Annotated in this window: 11 protein-coding genes; 8 read left to right on the forward strand and 3 right to left on the reverse strand. The window is 43.3% G+C overall.

Going from position 1 to position 18,670, the window contains the following annotated elements; all coding sequences use genetic code 11:
* Positions 1–5: 5 nt before the first annotated feature.
* The gene (locus tag AC3E9V_RS02870; protein ID WP_488751679.1) at positions 6–1,463 is read right to left on the reverse strand and encodes a hypothetical protein; all 1,458 of its coding nucleotides are present in this window, start codon (positions 1,461–1,463) and stop codon (positions 6–8) included.
* 9 nt (positions 1,464–1,472) lie between these two features.
* Positions 1,473–4,607: a glycosyl hydrolase gene (locus AC3E9V_RS02875; protein ID WP_488751680.1), complete on the reverse strand. Its 3,135-nt coding sequence runs from the start codon at positions 4,605–4,607 to the stop codon at positions 1,473–1,475.
* Positions 4,608–5,216: 609 nt separating this feature from the next.
* Here AC3E9V_RS02875 and AC3E9V_RS02880 point away from each other — a divergent pair.
* The 7 genes from AC3E9V_RS02880 (at position 5,217) to AC3E9V_RS02910 (ending at position 16,473) form a co-directional block, all read left to right on the forward strand.
* Positions 5,217–7,835, forward strand: coding sequence for a BNR-4 repeat-containing protein (locus tag AC3E9V_RS02880; protein WP_488751681.1), 2,619 nt, complete (start codon positions 5,217–5,219; stop codon positions 7,833–7,835).
* Positions 7,832–8,299, forward strand: coding sequence for a hypothetical protein (locus AC3E9V_RS02885; protein ID WP_488751682.1), 468 nt, complete (start codon positions 7,832–7,834; stop codon positions 8,297–8,299). Before AC3E9V_RS02880 ends, AC3E9V_RS02885 begins: the two co-directional genes overlap by 4 nt.
* Positions 8,300–8,634: 335 nt before the next feature.
* Complete coding sequence (locus AC3E9V_RS02890) at positions 8,635–10,956, forward strand: ABC transporter permease (protein ID WP_488751683.1); 2,322 nt, start codon at positions 8,635–8,637, stop codon at positions 10,954–10,956.
* Between the two features lie 154 nt (positions 10,957–11,110).
* The gene (locus AC3E9V_RS02895) at positions 11,111–11,740 is read left to right on the forward strand and encodes a Crp/Fnr family transcriptional regulator (RefSeq protein ID WP_488751684.1); all 630 of its coding nucleotides are present in this window, start codon (positions 11,111–11,113) and stop codon (positions 11,738–11,740) included.
* A gap of 64 nt (positions 11,741–11,804) precedes the next feature.
* On the forward strand, positions 11,805–13,535 hold the full coding sequence (locus AC3E9V_RS02900) for a SulP family inorganic anion transporter (protein ID WP_488751685.1): 1,731 nt from the start codon (positions 11,805–11,807) through the stop codon (positions 13,533–13,535).
* A 367-nt stretch (positions 13,536–13,902) separates the two neighbouring features.
* Positions 13,903–15,312, forward strand: coding sequence for an MBL fold metallo-hydrolase (locus AC3E9V_RS02905; RefSeq protein ID WP_488751686.1), 1,410 nt, complete (start codon positions 13,903–13,905; stop codon positions 15,310–15,312).
* A 495-nt stretch (positions 15,313–15,807) separates the two neighbouring features.
* Positions 15,808–16,473: a peroxiredoxin gene (locus AC3E9V_RS02910; protein WP_488751687.1), complete on the forward strand. Its 666-nt coding sequence runs from the start codon at positions 15,808–15,810 to the stop codon at positions 16,471–16,473.
* Between the two features lie 192 nt (positions 16,474–16,665).
* On the opposite strand, the gene AC3E9V_RS02915 is transcribed toward AC3E9V_RS02910, so the two are convergent.
* Complete coding sequence (locus tag AC3E9V_RS02915; RefSeq protein ID WP_488751688.1) at positions 16,666–16,953, reverse strand: rhodanese-like domain-containing protein; 288 nt, start codon at positions 16,951–16,953, stop codon at positions 16,666–16,668.
* A gap of 203 nt (positions 16,954–17,156) precedes the next feature.
* On the opposite strand from AC3E9V_RS02915, the gene AC3E9V_RS02920 reads away from it, so the two are divergent.
* A complete protein-coding gene (locus AC3E9V_RS02920; RefSeq protein WP_488751689.1) occupies positions 17,157–18,482 on the forward strand; it encodes a sugar porter family MFS transporter in 1,326 nt (441 codons plus the stop codon).
* Positions 18,483–18,670 lie beyond the last annotated feature (188 nt).

The following is an 18,670-nucleotide window of genomic DNA, read 5'->3' on the forward strand; positions in this document are numbered from 1 at the left end:
GAAAATTATAACCCGTCCTTTCTCATACTTTCCAGTAAAAGGCAATGATTCACAAAATCCTCATGCGAAGTGCCTTCACTATCGTAGTTGAGGCCAAATGGCCCGATATGTACTCCATATCGATGGATAACCGCATTCGGGTCACCTGTCAATTCTTTTACCGTCTTTTTCCCTTCCGGCCCTGTCCATATACCATCCACCATTAAGTTATCAAAACCATCTGAAGTGCCTATTCCCACGGTATGGGCCAATTCGTGCAGACAGGTGCGTACATTCATATAAGGCCGGTTACTTCCAAACCTCATCCATCCTCCAATGGTGGCATCTGCAGTAGCTACGCCTGGCACGTAATTCACCCAGACATGCTTTTGATGATTGGTGTAATCATTGTAATACTCTACGGCTGTATTCATAGAATGTGTAAGACGGATATAAGCATCCAGCTGATCCGCTGTAGGATCCTCGGCCATGTTTAGAGTATAAATAATCTTGAGGTCTTCAGGAGTTGTGAGAGTGACCTGCTCACTGTAAGCAGTACCGGATTCATTGGTGGCAAATGAGCGCACAAAATAGGTGGTGCCGGCCGTCAGTGATTTCATAATGTAATGAAACTCCTCAAGACCTGTCCCAACTTCGGCCACATCATCATCCAGCGTTGGGTTTTCCGAAGTGGAAAAACAAATTCCGCTGGTAAGGATCTCCAACGGACCATTTTCTTCAGCAAAAGCACTTATCCCGATGGCATGCCGTGCTCCGATCGCTTCTGGCTCGTTGATGGTGATGACTGGTAAAGTGCTTTCAGACACCTCCACACTGTAAAGCGTATCTTTTTCCAGGATCATAAATGTGCGGAAATAATATTTGGTATTTGGATTCAGGTTGTTCACCTGTACTTCAAATGGACCTGCCTCAAGCGGTAAGTTTTTGCCAGCTGCTATAAGTGGACTTGGCTCAGTATCCCAGCAAATGCCACTAAACCTGGTTGCGGCTTCCAATTCTTCAGAGATGGTACCGCTTAGCCAGACCTGATTAGAGGCAATACTATCTCCGGATAGAGAAGAGGTTATAGCCGTTGAAAATTCCACCACATTTCCATATACCGGGCCATCAGGACCTGTGGCGTAAGCTCGTAAGAATATATCTGTGTTTAACGGCAGAGATGTAATCTCTACTGAAAAGGTCCCGATACCCGATCCTTCAGTGACCTTTTTATCACCCACGGTTGGTTCAGGCTCTTCACTCCAGCACACTCCTCGCGAGGTGATTTCAAGTTGTGGGTCTGCTGATACCTTTCCTCCCGTGGTTATTGACCTGAGCCCCGTTCTGGTGATGCTATTGGTCGTTATAGATATTTCAGTGGAAATATCCGGCTCGGCAGGGGTATTTTCATCGCAGGAAATACTTAAACCAAGGGCAACAACAGACAGCCCTGCGAGGATAGTTTTATATGATTTTTTTAACATGTTTATTCTTTATTTTGTGACTTTAAGGGATTTAAACCCTTCAATTTTGATGATATATACTCCCTTGGGCAGGTGTCCTACCTGGAGTTTTCCATTTGTTTTTTCAGAAAGCACTCTTTGACCCAGGATGTTGAAAATGTGAACTTGTCTTTCCTTATTCTCAAGGCCTCTGATAAAAAGTGTATTTTCCAAAGGAACCGGGTAAGCTGTGAGAGACTCTCCTCCTTCCAACCCGGTAATGGTAACCGTACTGAAAGACCATATATCTCCTTCTGTCAGTATCTCCAGACCATCACGCCATTTTACAAGTTCATCTACTCGCCAGTAGTAGGTTTTATTTCCTTTAAGATCAGCCATGCTATAAGAAGTGACATTGTCTAAAAAAGTGGCTTCCAGCAGCATGTTGTCAATGGATTCGCCCAGGTACAGGCTATGAATTTCAGTCTTGTTCGGATCTGAGGTCCACGAAAGCACCGTGTTTGGGTCTACTCCTTCTTCTCCATCGGCAGGAAGGGGATTTGATGCTTTTTTAAAACTAACAGTAGAAAACTCCAGGTCTTCGCCAGCCTGGACAGTACCTCCGTTGTATTCATCCACTCTCCAGTAGTAGGTTTTATTAAACGCTAACTCGTCTAATTCAAATTGACTTTGGTTTCCGCTTAGGTTGGCTGTGAATTCCGGTGGGTTGGTGTCGCCGAAGTATAAAGTCTGAGCAGAAGTCCCGGGCCGTGGGTTCCAGTAAAGTGTTGTATTTAATTCTATTTCTTCAGCCTGATCTGCCGGGAACGGATTATTCACATGCTCTTCCCGGGAGCTATAAGCCAGACCTGAGGACTTATCCCTGTATACGCGTCCGGCAGGAGTAAGGGATAATGTGCCGTCGTAAAACATTTGACGTTCTGCCTGGACTTTGCCATAAAGTGCATAACGCTCCACAAATGGGGCAGCTTCCAGCATATCCACCCAATCGCTGATCGTCTCCGCCTGCTCTTCATAAGTGGGTAAGCAGCAGGTCCAGTTTGCACCATTGTTAAATTCGGTTACCCATACAGGAAGGCCCGTTTGTGTATGGATGTAATTCAGAAAATCATAAAATGCGTTTACGGATTGCCCTCCCCGGTAGAAGTGTATGGCCACAAAATCCACACGATAGTTGTTTGCTTTGCACTCATTTACGAAATCAATTACCCATTGAGCTCCACCATCTGTGGGAGCGGGGGTGCCCAGGCGCAGGCCTGATTTCAGCATTTCCGGCCACTGTGCTATGGCTGTTTCTACAGTAGCATAACCATCGTCTACCGGATTATCAGGCTCATTAAAATGCAGTGCATGAGTTGCATTTTTCTTGTTGATGATATTTGAGTAAGAGGGCCAGTTGGGGTTGTGACGCATGGGTACATACTCAATATTAAGGGTGGATTCTGCTGCGTTGTCCCAGTCATACCTCCAGGTACTGTTCAGTATTTCGTTCTTCTCGTAGCTCCCGTTAGAAAAAGATTTTTTTGATACCCATCTCCAGGGCACCACTCTTACAAACGATACATTGTTGGACAGGCCGTCTGGCATTTCATTAAAAATCAGATCTTCTTCATCAGCGATGAAAACCTGACTGTTTCCAGTGCCATCCAGGTTTTCAGAAAAGGAAGCCATATACCCTTTTCTTAGGACAAAGGATTCGATGTTGTCATACAAGGTTGAAAGGCTGGCGTTTTTATGAAAAGTATAGATCCCAAGGTCTTTTGAATCCCCGGCAAGGTTCGGATCAGCATAGACGGTCAGAGGAGTGTAGGTATCAGAGTGACTGATGAGCACACAGCCTTCTCCATATGAAACCAGGCGAATATTGACATCCACTTCCGGTATTTCATTGTTAATACGGATTTGATTCAGGAAGTTATCATAGAATTTCTGGGGGCGTATGTTTTCGAAGTAGATCCATACATTTTCAGAAATGACATTAATAAAGCTACCTGGCAACGGATTTTTGGAGTCTTTGATGCGCCACTCGATATCTCCCTCCAGCTGAAGGTTTTGGTAGTAAAGCTGACCAAAAGTATTGGTTGAATCTCTGACAGTTTCTACAGCCATCGCTTCTGAAGAGGTGGTGATCGTGTAAGTTTTGCTGTCCCCATTTTCAGCGGTAACCTTTACCGCATGTACACTTGAAATTATCTCATTAGGGTCAGAGGCAATTGTGTCTTTGGATGTATCCAGCACTTCAAATGAAGCAAACGCTGAGATACGGACCCCACTTTTAAATTGCAGTAAAGTCAGGTTATTATAGAGTTTGGTGACTTGAGCAGTTCCGTGGTTGATTTCAGCCTTGAAAGCACTTAAGATCTTGTTTTCACTGCTTACAGAGCGTACCTCCAGATCATATTCTGAAGTTTCCATTCCCGTCACTTTCAGGGTCATATCACTTTTCAGGGTATCATCACTGGAGAGTGAAACAGAACTCCCGGATCCATCTATCAGCTCAAGTTCTGCAGAAGCTGCATAACTCAACCCTTCTACAAAGTCAGATATGCGTATTGGCGAAATATCCGTAATGGAGAGGGTTTCATTGTCAAGTATCCCAAATGCTGACCCGGTGATCAGCCAATCAGCGGCGAACTCGCCGACTTCACTTACAAAACCTGAGTTTTGAATGGATAATGGGTTTGTAGAAGAAGGGCTATAATAAACTGAATTCCAGTAAAACAACCCTGATACTGCGCTCTTTCTAAACGAAGCATTTTCATAAACGAGGACCGGGGCAGTTTCTCCTGTTTGCACATACGTGCTGTAGGTTTTTTCATCAAAATGGATCTCAAACCAGCAGTGGTAAACAGTTCCCAGATTTATATCCACATTATTGGTCCTTGTGTAGCCATTGTTGTAAACGTCCAGATAAGGGGATGGCTGTACATTGTTAAACCTCAGGATGGCAGAGCAGTCAGAATACGCAGTGACGGGACCTTCCGATAGTGCGAATAGCGCGTCAATGTTGCCGCTACCATTAGTGTTTTGCGGAATTACCTGAAAGTAAAGAATGGTATCCTGAGTTACAGGAGCTTGAAGCCCCTGCATATTATGAACAGTCTGGCTATGCAGAAACGGACACAATAGGAATGTTAAACCCAATACAAGTAAACTTCTATTCATTTTATGGTTATTTCAATTATAAGATGGGCCAAAGAGGCCTTGAATTTTTAGAATGCTGATCCTATTAATTAAAAGGAAGAGAATAATGAAATGATACCGGTTTTTGGGTAGAATATTTTAGTGAAACGTAGGTAGAAGTATCCCGGAAATGTAGATAAAAATGAATGTCAATGGGCGGGGTGTAAATGGAAGTGGAATACAAAATCTTAAATTTTTTATCCCGGATCCGGTATCACTTTTCAAAATGAGTCCTTACTTAAGTGAGTCGGCCCTTAAAGACGTATAGTGATGAAGAGTGGTGAAGACAGATTTTGGTGAGGGCCTGTTCATTTTTGAAAATTTAGGAAACTAAGGCAGATTTATTCGCGAGAATAAGTCACGAGCGGCCTCAAGGAGGCCGCTCTTTTTTTCTGCTTATCCTCCGGGAACACTTTGGCTGTTGACTTTCACCATTTACCATTCCTTCGTTATTGATCCCTAAGCCAAACATCGTCCGATCAACTCTTAACTGGTAAATACGCACTACCCGTAGGTTATAGCGGTATCATTTTGGAGATTTTTTCCTTATATGGATAAGAACCATTATCCCTGTATTGATCTAAAACACATATGACTCCAATTTCAAACCTGAAACGAAACCTTTATGCTTTAATCCTGTTATTAAGCTTTTCTGCATTTTCACAAACTGAGGGCGGAAACAATGCGATCTCCTTGCAGGGAGGTGCTGATGGTAGTCTAAGTAATGTTGCGATCCCCGCATTGAATATTACCAACCTGCCGGTAACTATCGAAATGTGGTATAAGCCAAATGCCTCACAAAACGAATATGCTACCTTACTTTACAATCGTGGAGGGACTAACAATAGTGGAATCCAATATGACCGCTGGATAGACCAAACCAAAATAAAAGGGGTCTGGAATGGAGCATCTCCTGCGAACCTGTCACCGGCAACTCCTATGCCAGGTGAATGGAATCATGTAGCTTTTGTAATAACAGCCACAAGCAGGACGCTTTATGTGAATGGAGTGGCTCATACGGAATCCGGATCATTTACAAGCTATCCCTTTGATGGTACAACCTACCTTGGCTGGGATGAGGCCGTGGCTGGCAGAACGCTAAATGGGATTATAGATGAGGTCAGGATCTGGAATGTGGAACGGTCCGCTACTGATATTGCCGATAATAGATACACAGCCTTACAAGGTGATGAAGCAGGACTGATCGGGTATTGGAGTTTTGATGATCTGGCAACAACGGCTACAGATGTGACTGGTAGTGGTTTTGACGGGACGATTACAGGAGGTGAGTATGTTTCTTCCTTTTCAAGAAATGACATAGACAGTGATGGTATTCCTGACGTATTTGATAATTGTCCGGAGGTTGCCAATACTGATCAGGCGGATGCAGATGGAGATGGATTTGGAGATTTGTGTGACGACCTGGATTATCAGTTGTTGGACACTGATACCGTCACCACGTCCTCCTTTTCTTCTGTAGAGGGAGCCAATTTTGCCTCCTTCCAGCAGAATGCTATCCAGACCTTTAACGGGTATCAGTATGTGACGTACTGGACTGCCAACTCCAAAGTAGCCATTGCCAGAAAAGCATTACCATCAGGAGAGTGGGAGGAGATGACGCTGGATTATGTAAGAGGCAGTACACCACCACTCAGTGATAATCACCAGACTATCTCAATGGGTATCTGTGAAACTGATGGCACCATTCATATTGCTTATGACCATCATGATGTGCCCTTGAAGTATCAACGTTCCGTAGTTGGGCTGGCAAGTGACCCGGAGAGTCATGAATGGGCCAGTAGTTCATTTGGGGCTCAGCAAGATTACCTGGTGGAGGGAACTCAGGTGACGCCTGTTACTTACCCCAGGTTTATATCAAAACCTGATGGTGATATGCTTTTTGAGTGTCGGTTGGGGCAGAGTGGTAATGGAGACTCATTTTTGTGGGAATACTCCGGAGCAACTGGTGAGTGGACCTATGTGGGTGAGTATATCAATGGCACTTCAGTAAGCCAGAATGCCTACATCAATGGATTGCATTATGATCCGAGTGGTAGACTACATGTTTCCTGGGTATGGCGAGAAACCCCTGATCCTCAGACGAATCATGATGTGTACTATGGGTATAGTGACGATGATGGACGTACGTGGTACAATGCGGAAGGCACTCAGACAGGTACTGCTGAAACCGACCCTATGACCCTGGATTCGGAAGGCCTGAAAGTGTGGACTGTAGGAAAAAACCGTGGCCTGATCAATCAGGAAGCACAAACCGTGGACAGTAAAGGCAGGGTGCACATTTTGCAGTCTTATATAGGTGATGATCATCCAAACAGCAATAATTTTTGGGGATTCCGGATCAATTACGGAGATCTGAGACACATCTATCAGGATGAATCCGGGACATGGCACAGTGATGTTATTGCACATTCGGCCAGAAACCGTAGTGAGATTGCAGTAGATCGAAACGATAATCTTTATGTGGTTTCCGGGGATCACAGGATCTATTTTGCTTCTGCAGCAGATGGATGGCAGACCTGGACCAAGTTTGATCTGAGCAATGCTGGTAATTCCCAAAATGAAGGATTCGTAGACAGAGAGCGATTGCTGGGGGAAAATATTCTTTCTTATCTCTACGCAAGTGCGGATAATGACGGGAAAATACTGATCTCTAATTACCAGCTGGCATCTGACAATGCCACTTTGTCTGATATTAAAGTCAATGGTACCTCTCTCCAAGGTTTTGATCCGGAAGTATACGAATATGACATTGAGCTTCCGGCAGGCACGGATGAGGTTCCGGTTGTAGTAGGAGAATCCGATCACAGCCCGGAATCAATCGAGGTGGTAGATGCACAGGAGTTACCAGGAACTACTACCATTAATGTGACTGCTGAAAACGGCACGAATCAAAAAACATATACCATTCAATTTACTGTTGCCATTTTGCTGGGAGAAGAAACAATATCATCTGAGTCTGTAAGTGTTTACCCTAACCCGTTTACCTCTTCCTTCAGAGTAGAGAGTCTGAAAGAGATCTCCTCTCTCGAGATTTTCAGCCTGGATGGTAAGCTGGTCAGGAGGATAGAAAATATAAATCGGAATACAACCAGTGTTTCGTCTGGGGGGCTACCTGTGGGACTTCTGGTTATGAAGATATTTCACTGCGATCAGACCTCCGGTCAACTACGAATTGTCAATCAGAGATGATGGTAACTTCAGATCAAAAGGGCTTTTTCTTAAGGTACCCATTGGTCTACCTGATCATGGCTTTGGCGATCCTGTATTACAGTGGTATGAGTGAGACATATCTTATGAGCCCTGACGGTCAGATTACTAGTATGGTTTATTTTGGCAGGGAGGGCGTTCAGGTAAGCTACCTTCATAATTGGCAGGCGCAAAAGAAGTCATTAAGTATCCCATTTCCTGAAATCACTGATTTTCAGCTAATAAAATCAGGAATGGTTAATGATTCGGAGCGTCCTTTTATGGAAGGCTTATATGAAATAAGTTATAACAATGACTACTTTTTACTGGAACTTCGCCAATACGATGACTTCCTGACCTACAGAGTGTTGAGCGGTTTGAAAAATTATGATGTGTCTCATGTGGGTTTAACGGATTTTTCCGGGGTAAACCAAAAAGGATTATGGCATTCGATCATTATTAATTGATCACGCGATGGATGACGAGAAGGGAGGTTTTTATCAGTAGCTAGTGTTATGTTAATGATATAATGTCTCAGGCATAGTGTAACACACTCTTTATTTCCCGCTCCGTAGGTCCAAATGACTCCCAGGGAGAATCCCTTTTTTACCTATTATTTTAGTGCATTATTGCTGTATTGACTCCATTTTTTGAGGTGACATTTAATGACAATCATTTACACCAAACGATTACCCGGTGATTGAAAAATACGTTTAATTAAGGAGATCACCATATAAGCACCATGTACCGAAATTACCTCCGAATTGCTCTCCGAAATCTATGGAAAAATAAAAGTTATGTAATGATCAACACCATGGGCCTTGGCATTGCCCTTGCCTGTTGTATTACAGCCTATCTTGTTTTGGCTTTTAATCTGGAATTTGATGCGGCAGTGCCGGATGAGGAGGTAGAAAATCTTTTCCGCATTCATACAGACATTGAGCGGCCTGATGGTACAGTAAGCTCCCACATCAGCGTTCCACTTGCTATGGGTCCTGCCATTGTAGAAGATATGGCAGGTATAGAAATACAGTCCAGGTATGTTTATAATTCAGGATTTGTCCGGTCCGGAGACAAGTCGTTTAGTGAAGGCATATTTTTCGCTGATGACACCTTTTACGATCTGATTGAGTTTGATGCACTCAAAGGAGATACGCGCTCATTCAAAAACCTCAATACCATCATCCTGGAAGAGTCTACTGCAGCGAAATATTTTCCTGATGAAGATCCTATTGGTAAAGTGCTGACCTTTAATTTTCCCAATCAAAAGGAAATCCAGGGAGTGGTGGGTGCTGTAACCGCCAGGATGCCTGTCAATAGCTCAATAAACTATAACATCCTGATGCGAATAGAGCATTTCATGGATATCTATTCGTTATCCAATAGCAATTGGGGAGACTGGCGTGACACCGGAGTACTGGTAAGACTTACACATCCTGAAAATGCAGTAAAGTATACTGCGTTATTTCAGCAATATGTGCCCATCCGCAATAAGCTGAAGGAGGATGCTAAAGTTATTGCATTTCATCTTGAGCATTTCAAAGAGCCGGTAACGCAGGATGATGTTATGTGGTCCCAGTTTAATGTGCGGATGAGCGTATTGCCTATTGTTGTTTTCGTCTCAATGGCCTTGATGATCCTGCTTATTGCCTGCTTCAACCTTACCAATACTACCATCGCTACCACTGCCCGTCGGTTTAAGGAAGTTGGGATTCGAAAGGTTACCGGAGCATCACGAGCCCAGATCATTTTGCAGTTTATGTTTGAGATGTTGATCACCATCCTCCTTTCGCTGGCAGTTGGATTGATCATTTCCCCTATCATCATTGGTGAGTTTTCTGATATGTGGAATCTCCGGTATGATTACAGTGATTTGAATGGGCTTAACCTTACAGTGGCATTGTTAGCCCTGATTTTTGCAGCTTCTATGCTGGCAGGGCTCTATCCGGCACTTAAAAACAGTGGTTTTCAGCCAGTGACATTATTGCGAGGCAAAGTGAAGATACGGGGCAATAGTTTTATAACACGCTTGCTGGTTGGCTCTCAGTTTGCCATTTCGGTAATTGTATTAATTAACGGCATAGTCTTCATACAAAACACCAAATTTCAGAATAATGTGAATTATGGATTTGATCTGGAGGAGGTGTTGACCGTTTTCATTCAGAACGAGCAGGAATATAAAATCCTGGATGCCCGCATCAAAGCTAATCCAAAAGTGGTTAATACGGCTGTCAGCCATCACCAACTCGGGATGAGCAGCTATCCTTTTCCTGTGAAGGTGGATAATGAGGAGTACCAGTGTCAGCATATTGAGGTAGGAGAACGCTTTTTCGAAACAATGGGGCTGGAATTGATTCAGGGGAGGTTTATTGATTTTGAAAAGGCTACAGATGAATTAGGGGCCATTGTGGTTAATGAAGAGTTTTTAAGACTGACGGGGATAAAAGATCCGCTCAGCGCTCATGTCAATGTCCGCGATCAGAAACGCAGAATTGTAGGGGTAGTCAAAAATCATGTGGATAACCTTTATCGCTCTGCTAAGGCTGAACCTTTTGCGTATTATCCTTCTAAACGAAATGAATATCAGATCATGCTGGTGAAAGGGAAAAAGGAAGACTTGCCTACAATCAAATCAGATTTAGAAACAATCTGGAAGGAGGAGTTTCCGGATAAACCATTTCAGGCTGAGTTTCAGGAAGAGCTGACCCGTGGCGATTCGCGACGAACAAATGCTAACCTTAAAAAGATTTTTATCTTCCTTACTATTCTTGGAGGACTCTTATCAACGTCAGGCATCTTTGCTTTGGCTTCACTTAATGTAGAAAAGCGCACAAAGGAAATAGGGATCAGGAAGGCTTTGGGAGGGACGGTCTACCACATTTTACTTCTGCTTACCAGGGAGTTTGCATTTATTTTGCTCATAGCTGCCATGCTAGGTTGCTTCGGGGGGTACTATCTGTCTAAATTGTTGATGGATTCCATCTATGCCTTCCACGTGCCAATAGGCGTGATACCATTAATTGTCGCTGCTGTTGTAATTATTATTATTGGTCTGTTATCTACAGGTTTTACCATTCTGAGGGCAGCCCGGGCCAATCCTGTAAAGTCACTGAGGTATGAGTAAAACCGGCTGGTTTTTGGCAGGTAATACAACCTGATTGCTAAACTCACGACAATGTGTCTCCCATTTTGAAGCAGACTGTCGAAATAGTATCACTCACTTGAATTTTAGAATTATCTTGAAGGCAGATATGTTTTGTCATAGGTAATTGTATAAAATGGAAGAATTAGTAGCCAGGGTCCTGGATAATTCCCAGCTGGAACCAAAACTTCGTGAAGAGATACTGACCATCGGTCGTCTGAAAAAAGTGCGAGCAGGAGGGGTAGTTATTAGTCCTGAGGCTGACTCCAAAGAAATGCCCATTGTACTGGAAGGGCTTTTGAAGGTCATGCGACAGGATCCGAACGGTCGGGAAGTATTTCTTTATTTTCTGGAGGGAGGAGAGACCTGTGCCATGTCCATCACATGCTGTATAGAGGGTCGTAAAAATGCTTTTCATGTGGTGGCTGAGGAGGATTCTGTTCTCTGGATGATCCCTACTACTTTTCTGGATAGCTGGATCACCAAATACCGGTCATTCCGCAAGTTTGTATTTGATTCTTACGCCACTCGGTTTGATGAGCTACTAAATACGATTGATAGTGTGGTTTTCCTCAAGATGGATGAACGGTTGTACAAATATTTGCTGGATAAAAAGCAGGCATCCGGATCTTTTGTGATTAACAAAACGCACCAGCAGATTGCCAATGAGCTCAGTACTTCCAGAGTGGTGATTTCTCGTCTGCTGAAGCAACTGGAAAAAGAAGGAAGAATAGAACAGTATCGGAACCGAATTGAGATCCTGTAATGTGATAATTGTTACAGTCCCTTCCTTCTGAAAGCAGTACCTTTGTGTTTTCAACATTGAACCAATGCAATTCCTGGAGCGATTTTTCCCCATTTCGACCTGGTTACCCCGCTATAAAAAACAATACTTAAAAGGTGATCTTTTTGCCGGGCTTACCGTAGGTGTAATGCTCATTCCACAAGGGATGGCCTATGCGTTGATAGCGGGACTTCCACCTGTTTACGGACTTTATGCATCCATTGCTCCTCAGCTTATTTATATGTTGTTTGGCACCTCAAGACAGCTTTCCGTAGGACCAGTTGCGATGGATTCTTTATTGGTTGCCGCAGGTGTTTCGATCCTGGCAACAGAGGGAACCGAAACCTATATTGCGTATGCTATCCTTCTTGCCACAATGGTCGGTATATTTCAGGTCCTGCTTGGTGTATTTCGGCTGGGATTTATTACAAGTCTGCTTTCAAAACCAGTGATCAGCGGTTTTACTTCTGCAGCAGCGCTTCTCATAGGCATCAATCAGCTAAAATATATATTGGGCACAGAAGTGATAAAAAGTAACAGTTTTTATGAAGTGTTGCTGGATACCTTTACGAAGATCGGGGATACGCATCTCATAACCTTTCTGGTTGGTATTGCAGGGATAATCATTATTATAGGAGCGCGGAAAGCCCACCCTGCAATACCCGGGGCTTTGATTGCGGTATTCCTGGGGATTTTGGCTGTATATTTTTTTGATTTACAGGAGGCAGGCCTAAGTGTGATTGGAAGTATCCCGGAGGGCCTACCGTCTTTTTCTATTCCGGCTTTGAACACCGAGATCTTTCAGGAAATGATCCCATTAGCTATCACCATTGCGGTAGTAGCATTTATGGAAGCTTATTCGGTGGCTAAGGCCCTGGAATCCAAAAGAGGAAACTATAGGGTCAACCCCAATCAGGAACTGGTAGCGCTTGGAGCTTCTAATTTTATTGGCTCCCTGTTTCAGTCTTACCCTGTGACCGGAGGCTTTTCCAGGTCAGCCGTCAATGAACAAACGGGAGCAAATACCCCATTGGCATTGCTTGTCAGTGCAGTGCTTGTTGGACTTACTCTTTTGTTTTTTACCCCGTTATTTTATTTCCTTCCGGAGGCGGTACTTGCTTCAGTGATCATGGTAGCTGTGGCAGGGCTTATTGATCTCAAATATGCAAAACAACTTTGGCAGGATAGTAAAGTGGAGTTCTTACTGTTACTTTCAACCTTTTTAGTCACACTGGTCTTTAGTATGGTGCCCGGTATCATTACAGGTATTGTACTTTCTGTTTTAGTGCTACTCTACAAGGCGGCATATCCTCATATTGCCCGGCTGGGCCGCATTAAAGGGCACTATGAGTTTAGAAATGTAAAACGATTCAAGGATCTGGAAGTGTGGGACAGCCTTTTGATATTAAGGGTAGATGCTCCACTTACTTTTATAAATATTCAGTATTTTAAAGATTATGTAGAGGAATCGGTTAAGGCATCAAGAGGAGCAATTAATACAGTAATTCTGGATGCTGGCCCGATGAGTTACCTGGATGCCACAGCTGCGGCAGGTCTTAGAGACCTCCTGGAGTCCCTGAAGGAATCCGGCATAGGGTTTTTAGTTTGTGATCTTATAGGTCCTGTGAGAGATACACTACACAGAACCGGTTTGATCCATATTATTGGCAGAGAAAACATCTTTTTTGATATGAATGAAACCGTACGTTATGCTTTGACTCATAAAAAGGGCAGGTTCAAAGCTTATGCATTGCAATCGGATGAGGAAGGATCGTAACAATTGTTACAATCATAAGGTAATGAGTATACGTACATTTGAGGAGTTGAAGAAAACTAATAGTTTGTAAAGTAGGAATATGAAATGAGCATGATGCCGGGACGCGTAGTCTCAACCCAAAACATTGAGAACACCAACCTGCCTGCAGTAGCCACTTTCGGACTCTTACGCTAAAGCTTCAGCGCCAGCGTACAAAGGCAGGCCGGGTATGATCAAAATTGGGTGGCAAACCGCTTATTTCAGTAGATTTTTGAACACATGAAATGCTCATAAGCCTGCGGCATACCAACTGGGGATGATTTAAAATTTGTCTCTCAAGGATTGCCAAAAGCCAAAGGCTAAGAGCTAAAAGCCAAATTATATACACATGAAAGTAGAACAAATATACACAGGCTGTCTTGCTCAAGGAGCTTATTACATCGAGAGTGAAGGAGAGGCAGCTATCATTGACCCATTAAGAGAATCAGCGCCTTATATCAGGAAGGCAGAGAAGGAACACGCCAGAATAAAGTACATTTTTGAGACCCATTTTCATGCGGATTTTGTATCGGGGCATGTGGATCTGGCAGCTAAGACCGGGGCTACAATTGTCTACGGTCCTAATGCGAGAACGGAATATGACATCCATGAAGCAAAAGATGGTGAGGAGTTTACTCTTGGAAAGGTGAAAATCAAGGTCCTTCACACCCCGGGACATACATTGGAGAGTGCTACTTACTTGCTTTTTGACGAAGAAGGAAAAGAGCATGCTATTTTCAGCGGAGATACCCTTTTCATTGGGGATGTAGGAAGGCCCGATCTTGCACAGAAAGGCTCACTGACACAAAATGATCTGGCCGGCTATCTGTATGACAGCCTGCGTACCAGGATCATGACTCTGCCGGATGATGTGATTGTCTATCCTGCGCACGGAGCTGGCTCAGCATGTGGTAAAAACATGAGTAAAGAAACCTCGGATCTTTTAGGAAACCAGAAGAAGACCAATTATGCTTTACGGGCAGATATGTCCAGGGAAGAGTTTATCAAAGAAGTCACTGACGGATTGCTCCCACCACCTCAGTATTTTGCTCAGAATGTGGCGATGAATAAGTCCGGAGCAAAAGGAATGGATGAGATACTTAAGAAGGGAAATATTCCTTTGGATGTAGAAACATTCGAGGCTATGGCCAATCATGAAGGAGCTTTAGTGCTGGATACTCGTGACCCTCAGGAGTTTGCAAAAGCACACATACCCAATTCGGTTTTCATTGGCATTGACGGAAGCTTTGCTCCCTGGGTAGGGGCTTTGATTCCCGATCTGGAACAGCCGATCATCTTCCTTGCCAATGAAGGACGGGAGGAAGAGATTGTGACCCGGCTCTCCAGAGTCGGGTATGACAATACGTTGGGGTATCTGAAAGGCGGGCTTAAAGCCTGGAAGGAAGGTGGAAAAGAAGTGGATGAAGTAAAATCCATTTCTGCCAAAGCGTTTGCTGAAGCTTACAAAGCTGGCGAGCTCAACGTATTGGATGTGAGGAGGCCTTCAGAATATGAAGCAGAGCATGTAGATAAGGCTGAGAGTTTTCCACTGGATTTTATCAATGATCAGATGGATGAATTGGATACAGAAAAGGAATATCATATTCACTGTGCAGGAGGATACCGAAGTATGATTGCCGCATCGATATTCAAAGCGCGTGGTTATCACAATATCGTGGACGTGGCAGGAGGATTTAAAGCAATTGCCAATACGGATATTCCTAAGTCGGATTACGTGTGCCCTTCCACATTAAAATAGGACTAAATAACAGTTAATAGTAACTTTGAGTTAAGGCATTGGTCATTACGATTGATGCCTAATTTTTTTATTTATAAGGGTATTTTTCCCAGCACCCGGTCCTCATAATTTGCCTGCATAAGATTGATTTTTATCAGTTTTCACCCTGACAAAAGTCACTACCCTAGAGTAACATAAGTAACACTTGTTCAGGATATTACATCGTATTTTGTAGTGCAAATCATCAATAAAAGTACTATGAAAATAGAGCAGATCTATACTAGATATTTAGCTGAAGCAGCTGATATATTGAGTCGGATAGAATGGCGGCAATTATAGACCCTCTATCAGAGGTGGCTTCACTAAGATAAAAAATCATGCACCAGAGTCACTGAATACCATGAGCCGGAAACGATGCTCTAGTTAGCGTTACCAAGATTTATTTAGTGTTGGGAAAGGCCTTGTCTCCAGTTGGGGTCAGGGCCTACTTTTCATGAAACAAACTTTTTTAAAAAGATGGAAAATATAGAAGTATTAGACAAACATGTGAGGCAAATGCCAAGGATCGGGGACAAAGCTCCTGACTTTGAGGCGGTTACCACAAAGGGAAAATTGAAACTTTCCGATTATGCCAGGGACAAGTGGCTGGTGATGTTTTCTCATCCGGCGGATTTTACACCCGTATGTACTACCGAGATGAGCGGTTTTGCAGAAAGAAAATCGGATTTTGAAGCACTTAATACAGAGCTGCTAGGGTTAAGTATTGATAGTATTCACTCACATTTGGCATGGGTGGATAATGTCAAGAGAAACACCGGGGTTTATTTGGACTTTCCTATCATAGCAGATCTGGATATGAAGGTGTCGAAACTTTATGGCATGCTTCAGCCTAATGAGAGCGAAACAGCCGCCGTTAGAGCTGTGTTTTTTATAGATCCGTCCAAAAGGATAAGGCTCATGATGTATTATCCGCTGAATGTGGGCAGGAATATGGATGAGATATTAAGGGCTCTGGAAGCATTGCAAACTGCTGACAAGCATCAGGTGGCGATACCACTAAACTGGAAGAAAGGAGATAAAGTGATTGTGCCCCCACCTAAGACCCTGGCTGAGATGGAAGATCGCCTGGCAGATAAGTCAATAGAACGAATTGACTTTTATCTGGCCAAAAAAGCTATTTGATCCGGGTTTTCGATTTAGGTAAGTGATGGAACCTGGTTCTTTAAGAAGGACTTGATATTTCCAATGTTATTGTGGCTTTGGTTAAAGGTTGAGAGTAACAGGGTGCCAGCTTATCGGTGCCCTTTCTCCGAAATTTTGGGGTTTGACCTTAAAAAAAGAGTCTTTGACCAAGTCTCGAAAATCACAAGTAGTTTATTTTACTTTTTGTGAAAGCATATAATTTACTTCCAGCCAGGAGCCACCATTGTGACAGGAGATGCCCTGGGCACCGAGGTAGGCACAGGCCTGGCCACTTCTGTTTCCGCTTTGGCAGCAGAGTATAAGTGGCTGCTTCATATTTCGGAACTCATCCAACCGGTTCGGAACTTCATTCAAAGGGATATTCCTGGCATTGGGTACACTGCCTCCGGCAAATTCTCCCGGTGTTCTTACATCAATGACAGTTCCCTCTTCAGCTATTAGTTTTTCTACTATACTCATTTTTTAATCATATTTTTTTAGTTAAGCAAAGAAACGAAGGCCCTGGTTGTCAGTTTGTAACACTTGTTACAGAATGTCTGTAGCCTGCCTTTTTTAGCAGATTATCCATTGAGGCCTTCCATATTTGAGATGAATCTATATATTTGGGCAATTGCCCTCATGAAATAGCTATGGGATATTTTTTAGCCTAACCAAAACAAAGAATGAACAGCAGACTCCTTTATTACTCCATTGTGGTAGCAATGGCCGGGTTCCTTTTTGGATTTGATACAGTGGTTATTTCAGGCGCTAATCTGCCAATCAAAGAGCTATGGAACACTTCGGATTGGTTTCACGGAACCTTCATTATGTCCATGGCTTTATGGGGAACGGTAATTGGTGCTCTTTTGGCTGGCTTTCCTACAGATAAGCTGGGAAGGAAGCAAACATTGGTTTGGATTGGTGTTTTGTATTTTATGTCTGCTATGGGATCGGCTTTGGCCACAGACCCCTATATGTTTTCATTTTTCAGGTTCATAGGAGGTCTGGGAGTTGGCGCATCTTCTATTGCTGCACCTACTTATATTTCTGAGATCTCTTCAGCTAAAAACAGAGGCCGACTCGGCACGCTTTACCAATTCAATATTGTTTTTGGGATCTTGATAGCCTTCATTTCAAATTACCTTTTAGAAGGTGTAGGTGGGGAAAATGACTGGCGATGGATGTTGGGAGTTGAAGGCATCCCGGCCCTGTTGTATACCGCGATGGTTTTAGGTGTGCCAAAAAGCCCCCGATGGTTGGTTTTGCATAAAGGGGATCCTGATGAAGCGCTGCGAATACTCAATCAAACTGCTACTGCAGAAGAAGCCAAAGCTATGCTGGACGCTATCCACAAAGATCAGAATGATAACAAAGATGATGTATCCAGCGTGTTCTCAAGAAAGTATAGTACTCCTTTGATGCTCGCCTTTCTTATAGCGTTTTTTAATCAACTGTCAGGGATCAACTTTATCCTTTATTATGCTCCGGAGATACTGGAGAAGGCTGGTTTTGGAACGGCCGACTCCCTGTTTAGCTCCATATCCATTGGATTGGTCAATCTTGTGTTCACACTGTTGGGGATGTATCTGATTGACAGGGCCGGCAGGAAGCAACTTATGTATATCGGCTCTGTAGGCTACATCATTAGTTTATTGATGGTGGCATACGGGTTTTATGCAGAGGCATCTGCCAATTTTAAGCTGGTTTTTATTCTGATGTTCATTGCTTCTCATGCCATAGGGCAAGGTGCGGTGATTTGGGTATTTATCTCAGAAATATTCCCAAACAGAGTTCGTGCTTACGGGCAGGCGTGGGGTTGTGGTACGCATTGGGTTTTTGCAGCATTGATCACCCTTTTTGGGGCAGTCCTTATTAATACTTTCGAACCATGGATGGTGTTTAGCTTTTTCGCGTTCTTTATGGTATTGCAACTTCTGTTTACCCATTTCCTCATGCCGGAAACCAAAGGCGTTTCACTGGAGGATCTGCAGAAGCGATTGGTGAAGTAATTGGCCGATATCGTTTCATAGAAATTGAACTTAAACCGAAGGTTTCTGACGCTTTTGATGGTGGGAAAACCCTCTTTCAAATCCATCATCATTGAAATTTTTACCTTGCTAAATTGCAAGCATTATATTATGAAATTCATAATTTTAGCCTAATTATTCTCTGGTATATTTTATTTTGTGAAAATTTC

It is taken from the genome of Marinoscillum sp. HNIBRBA16962, from assembly GCF_057801515.1.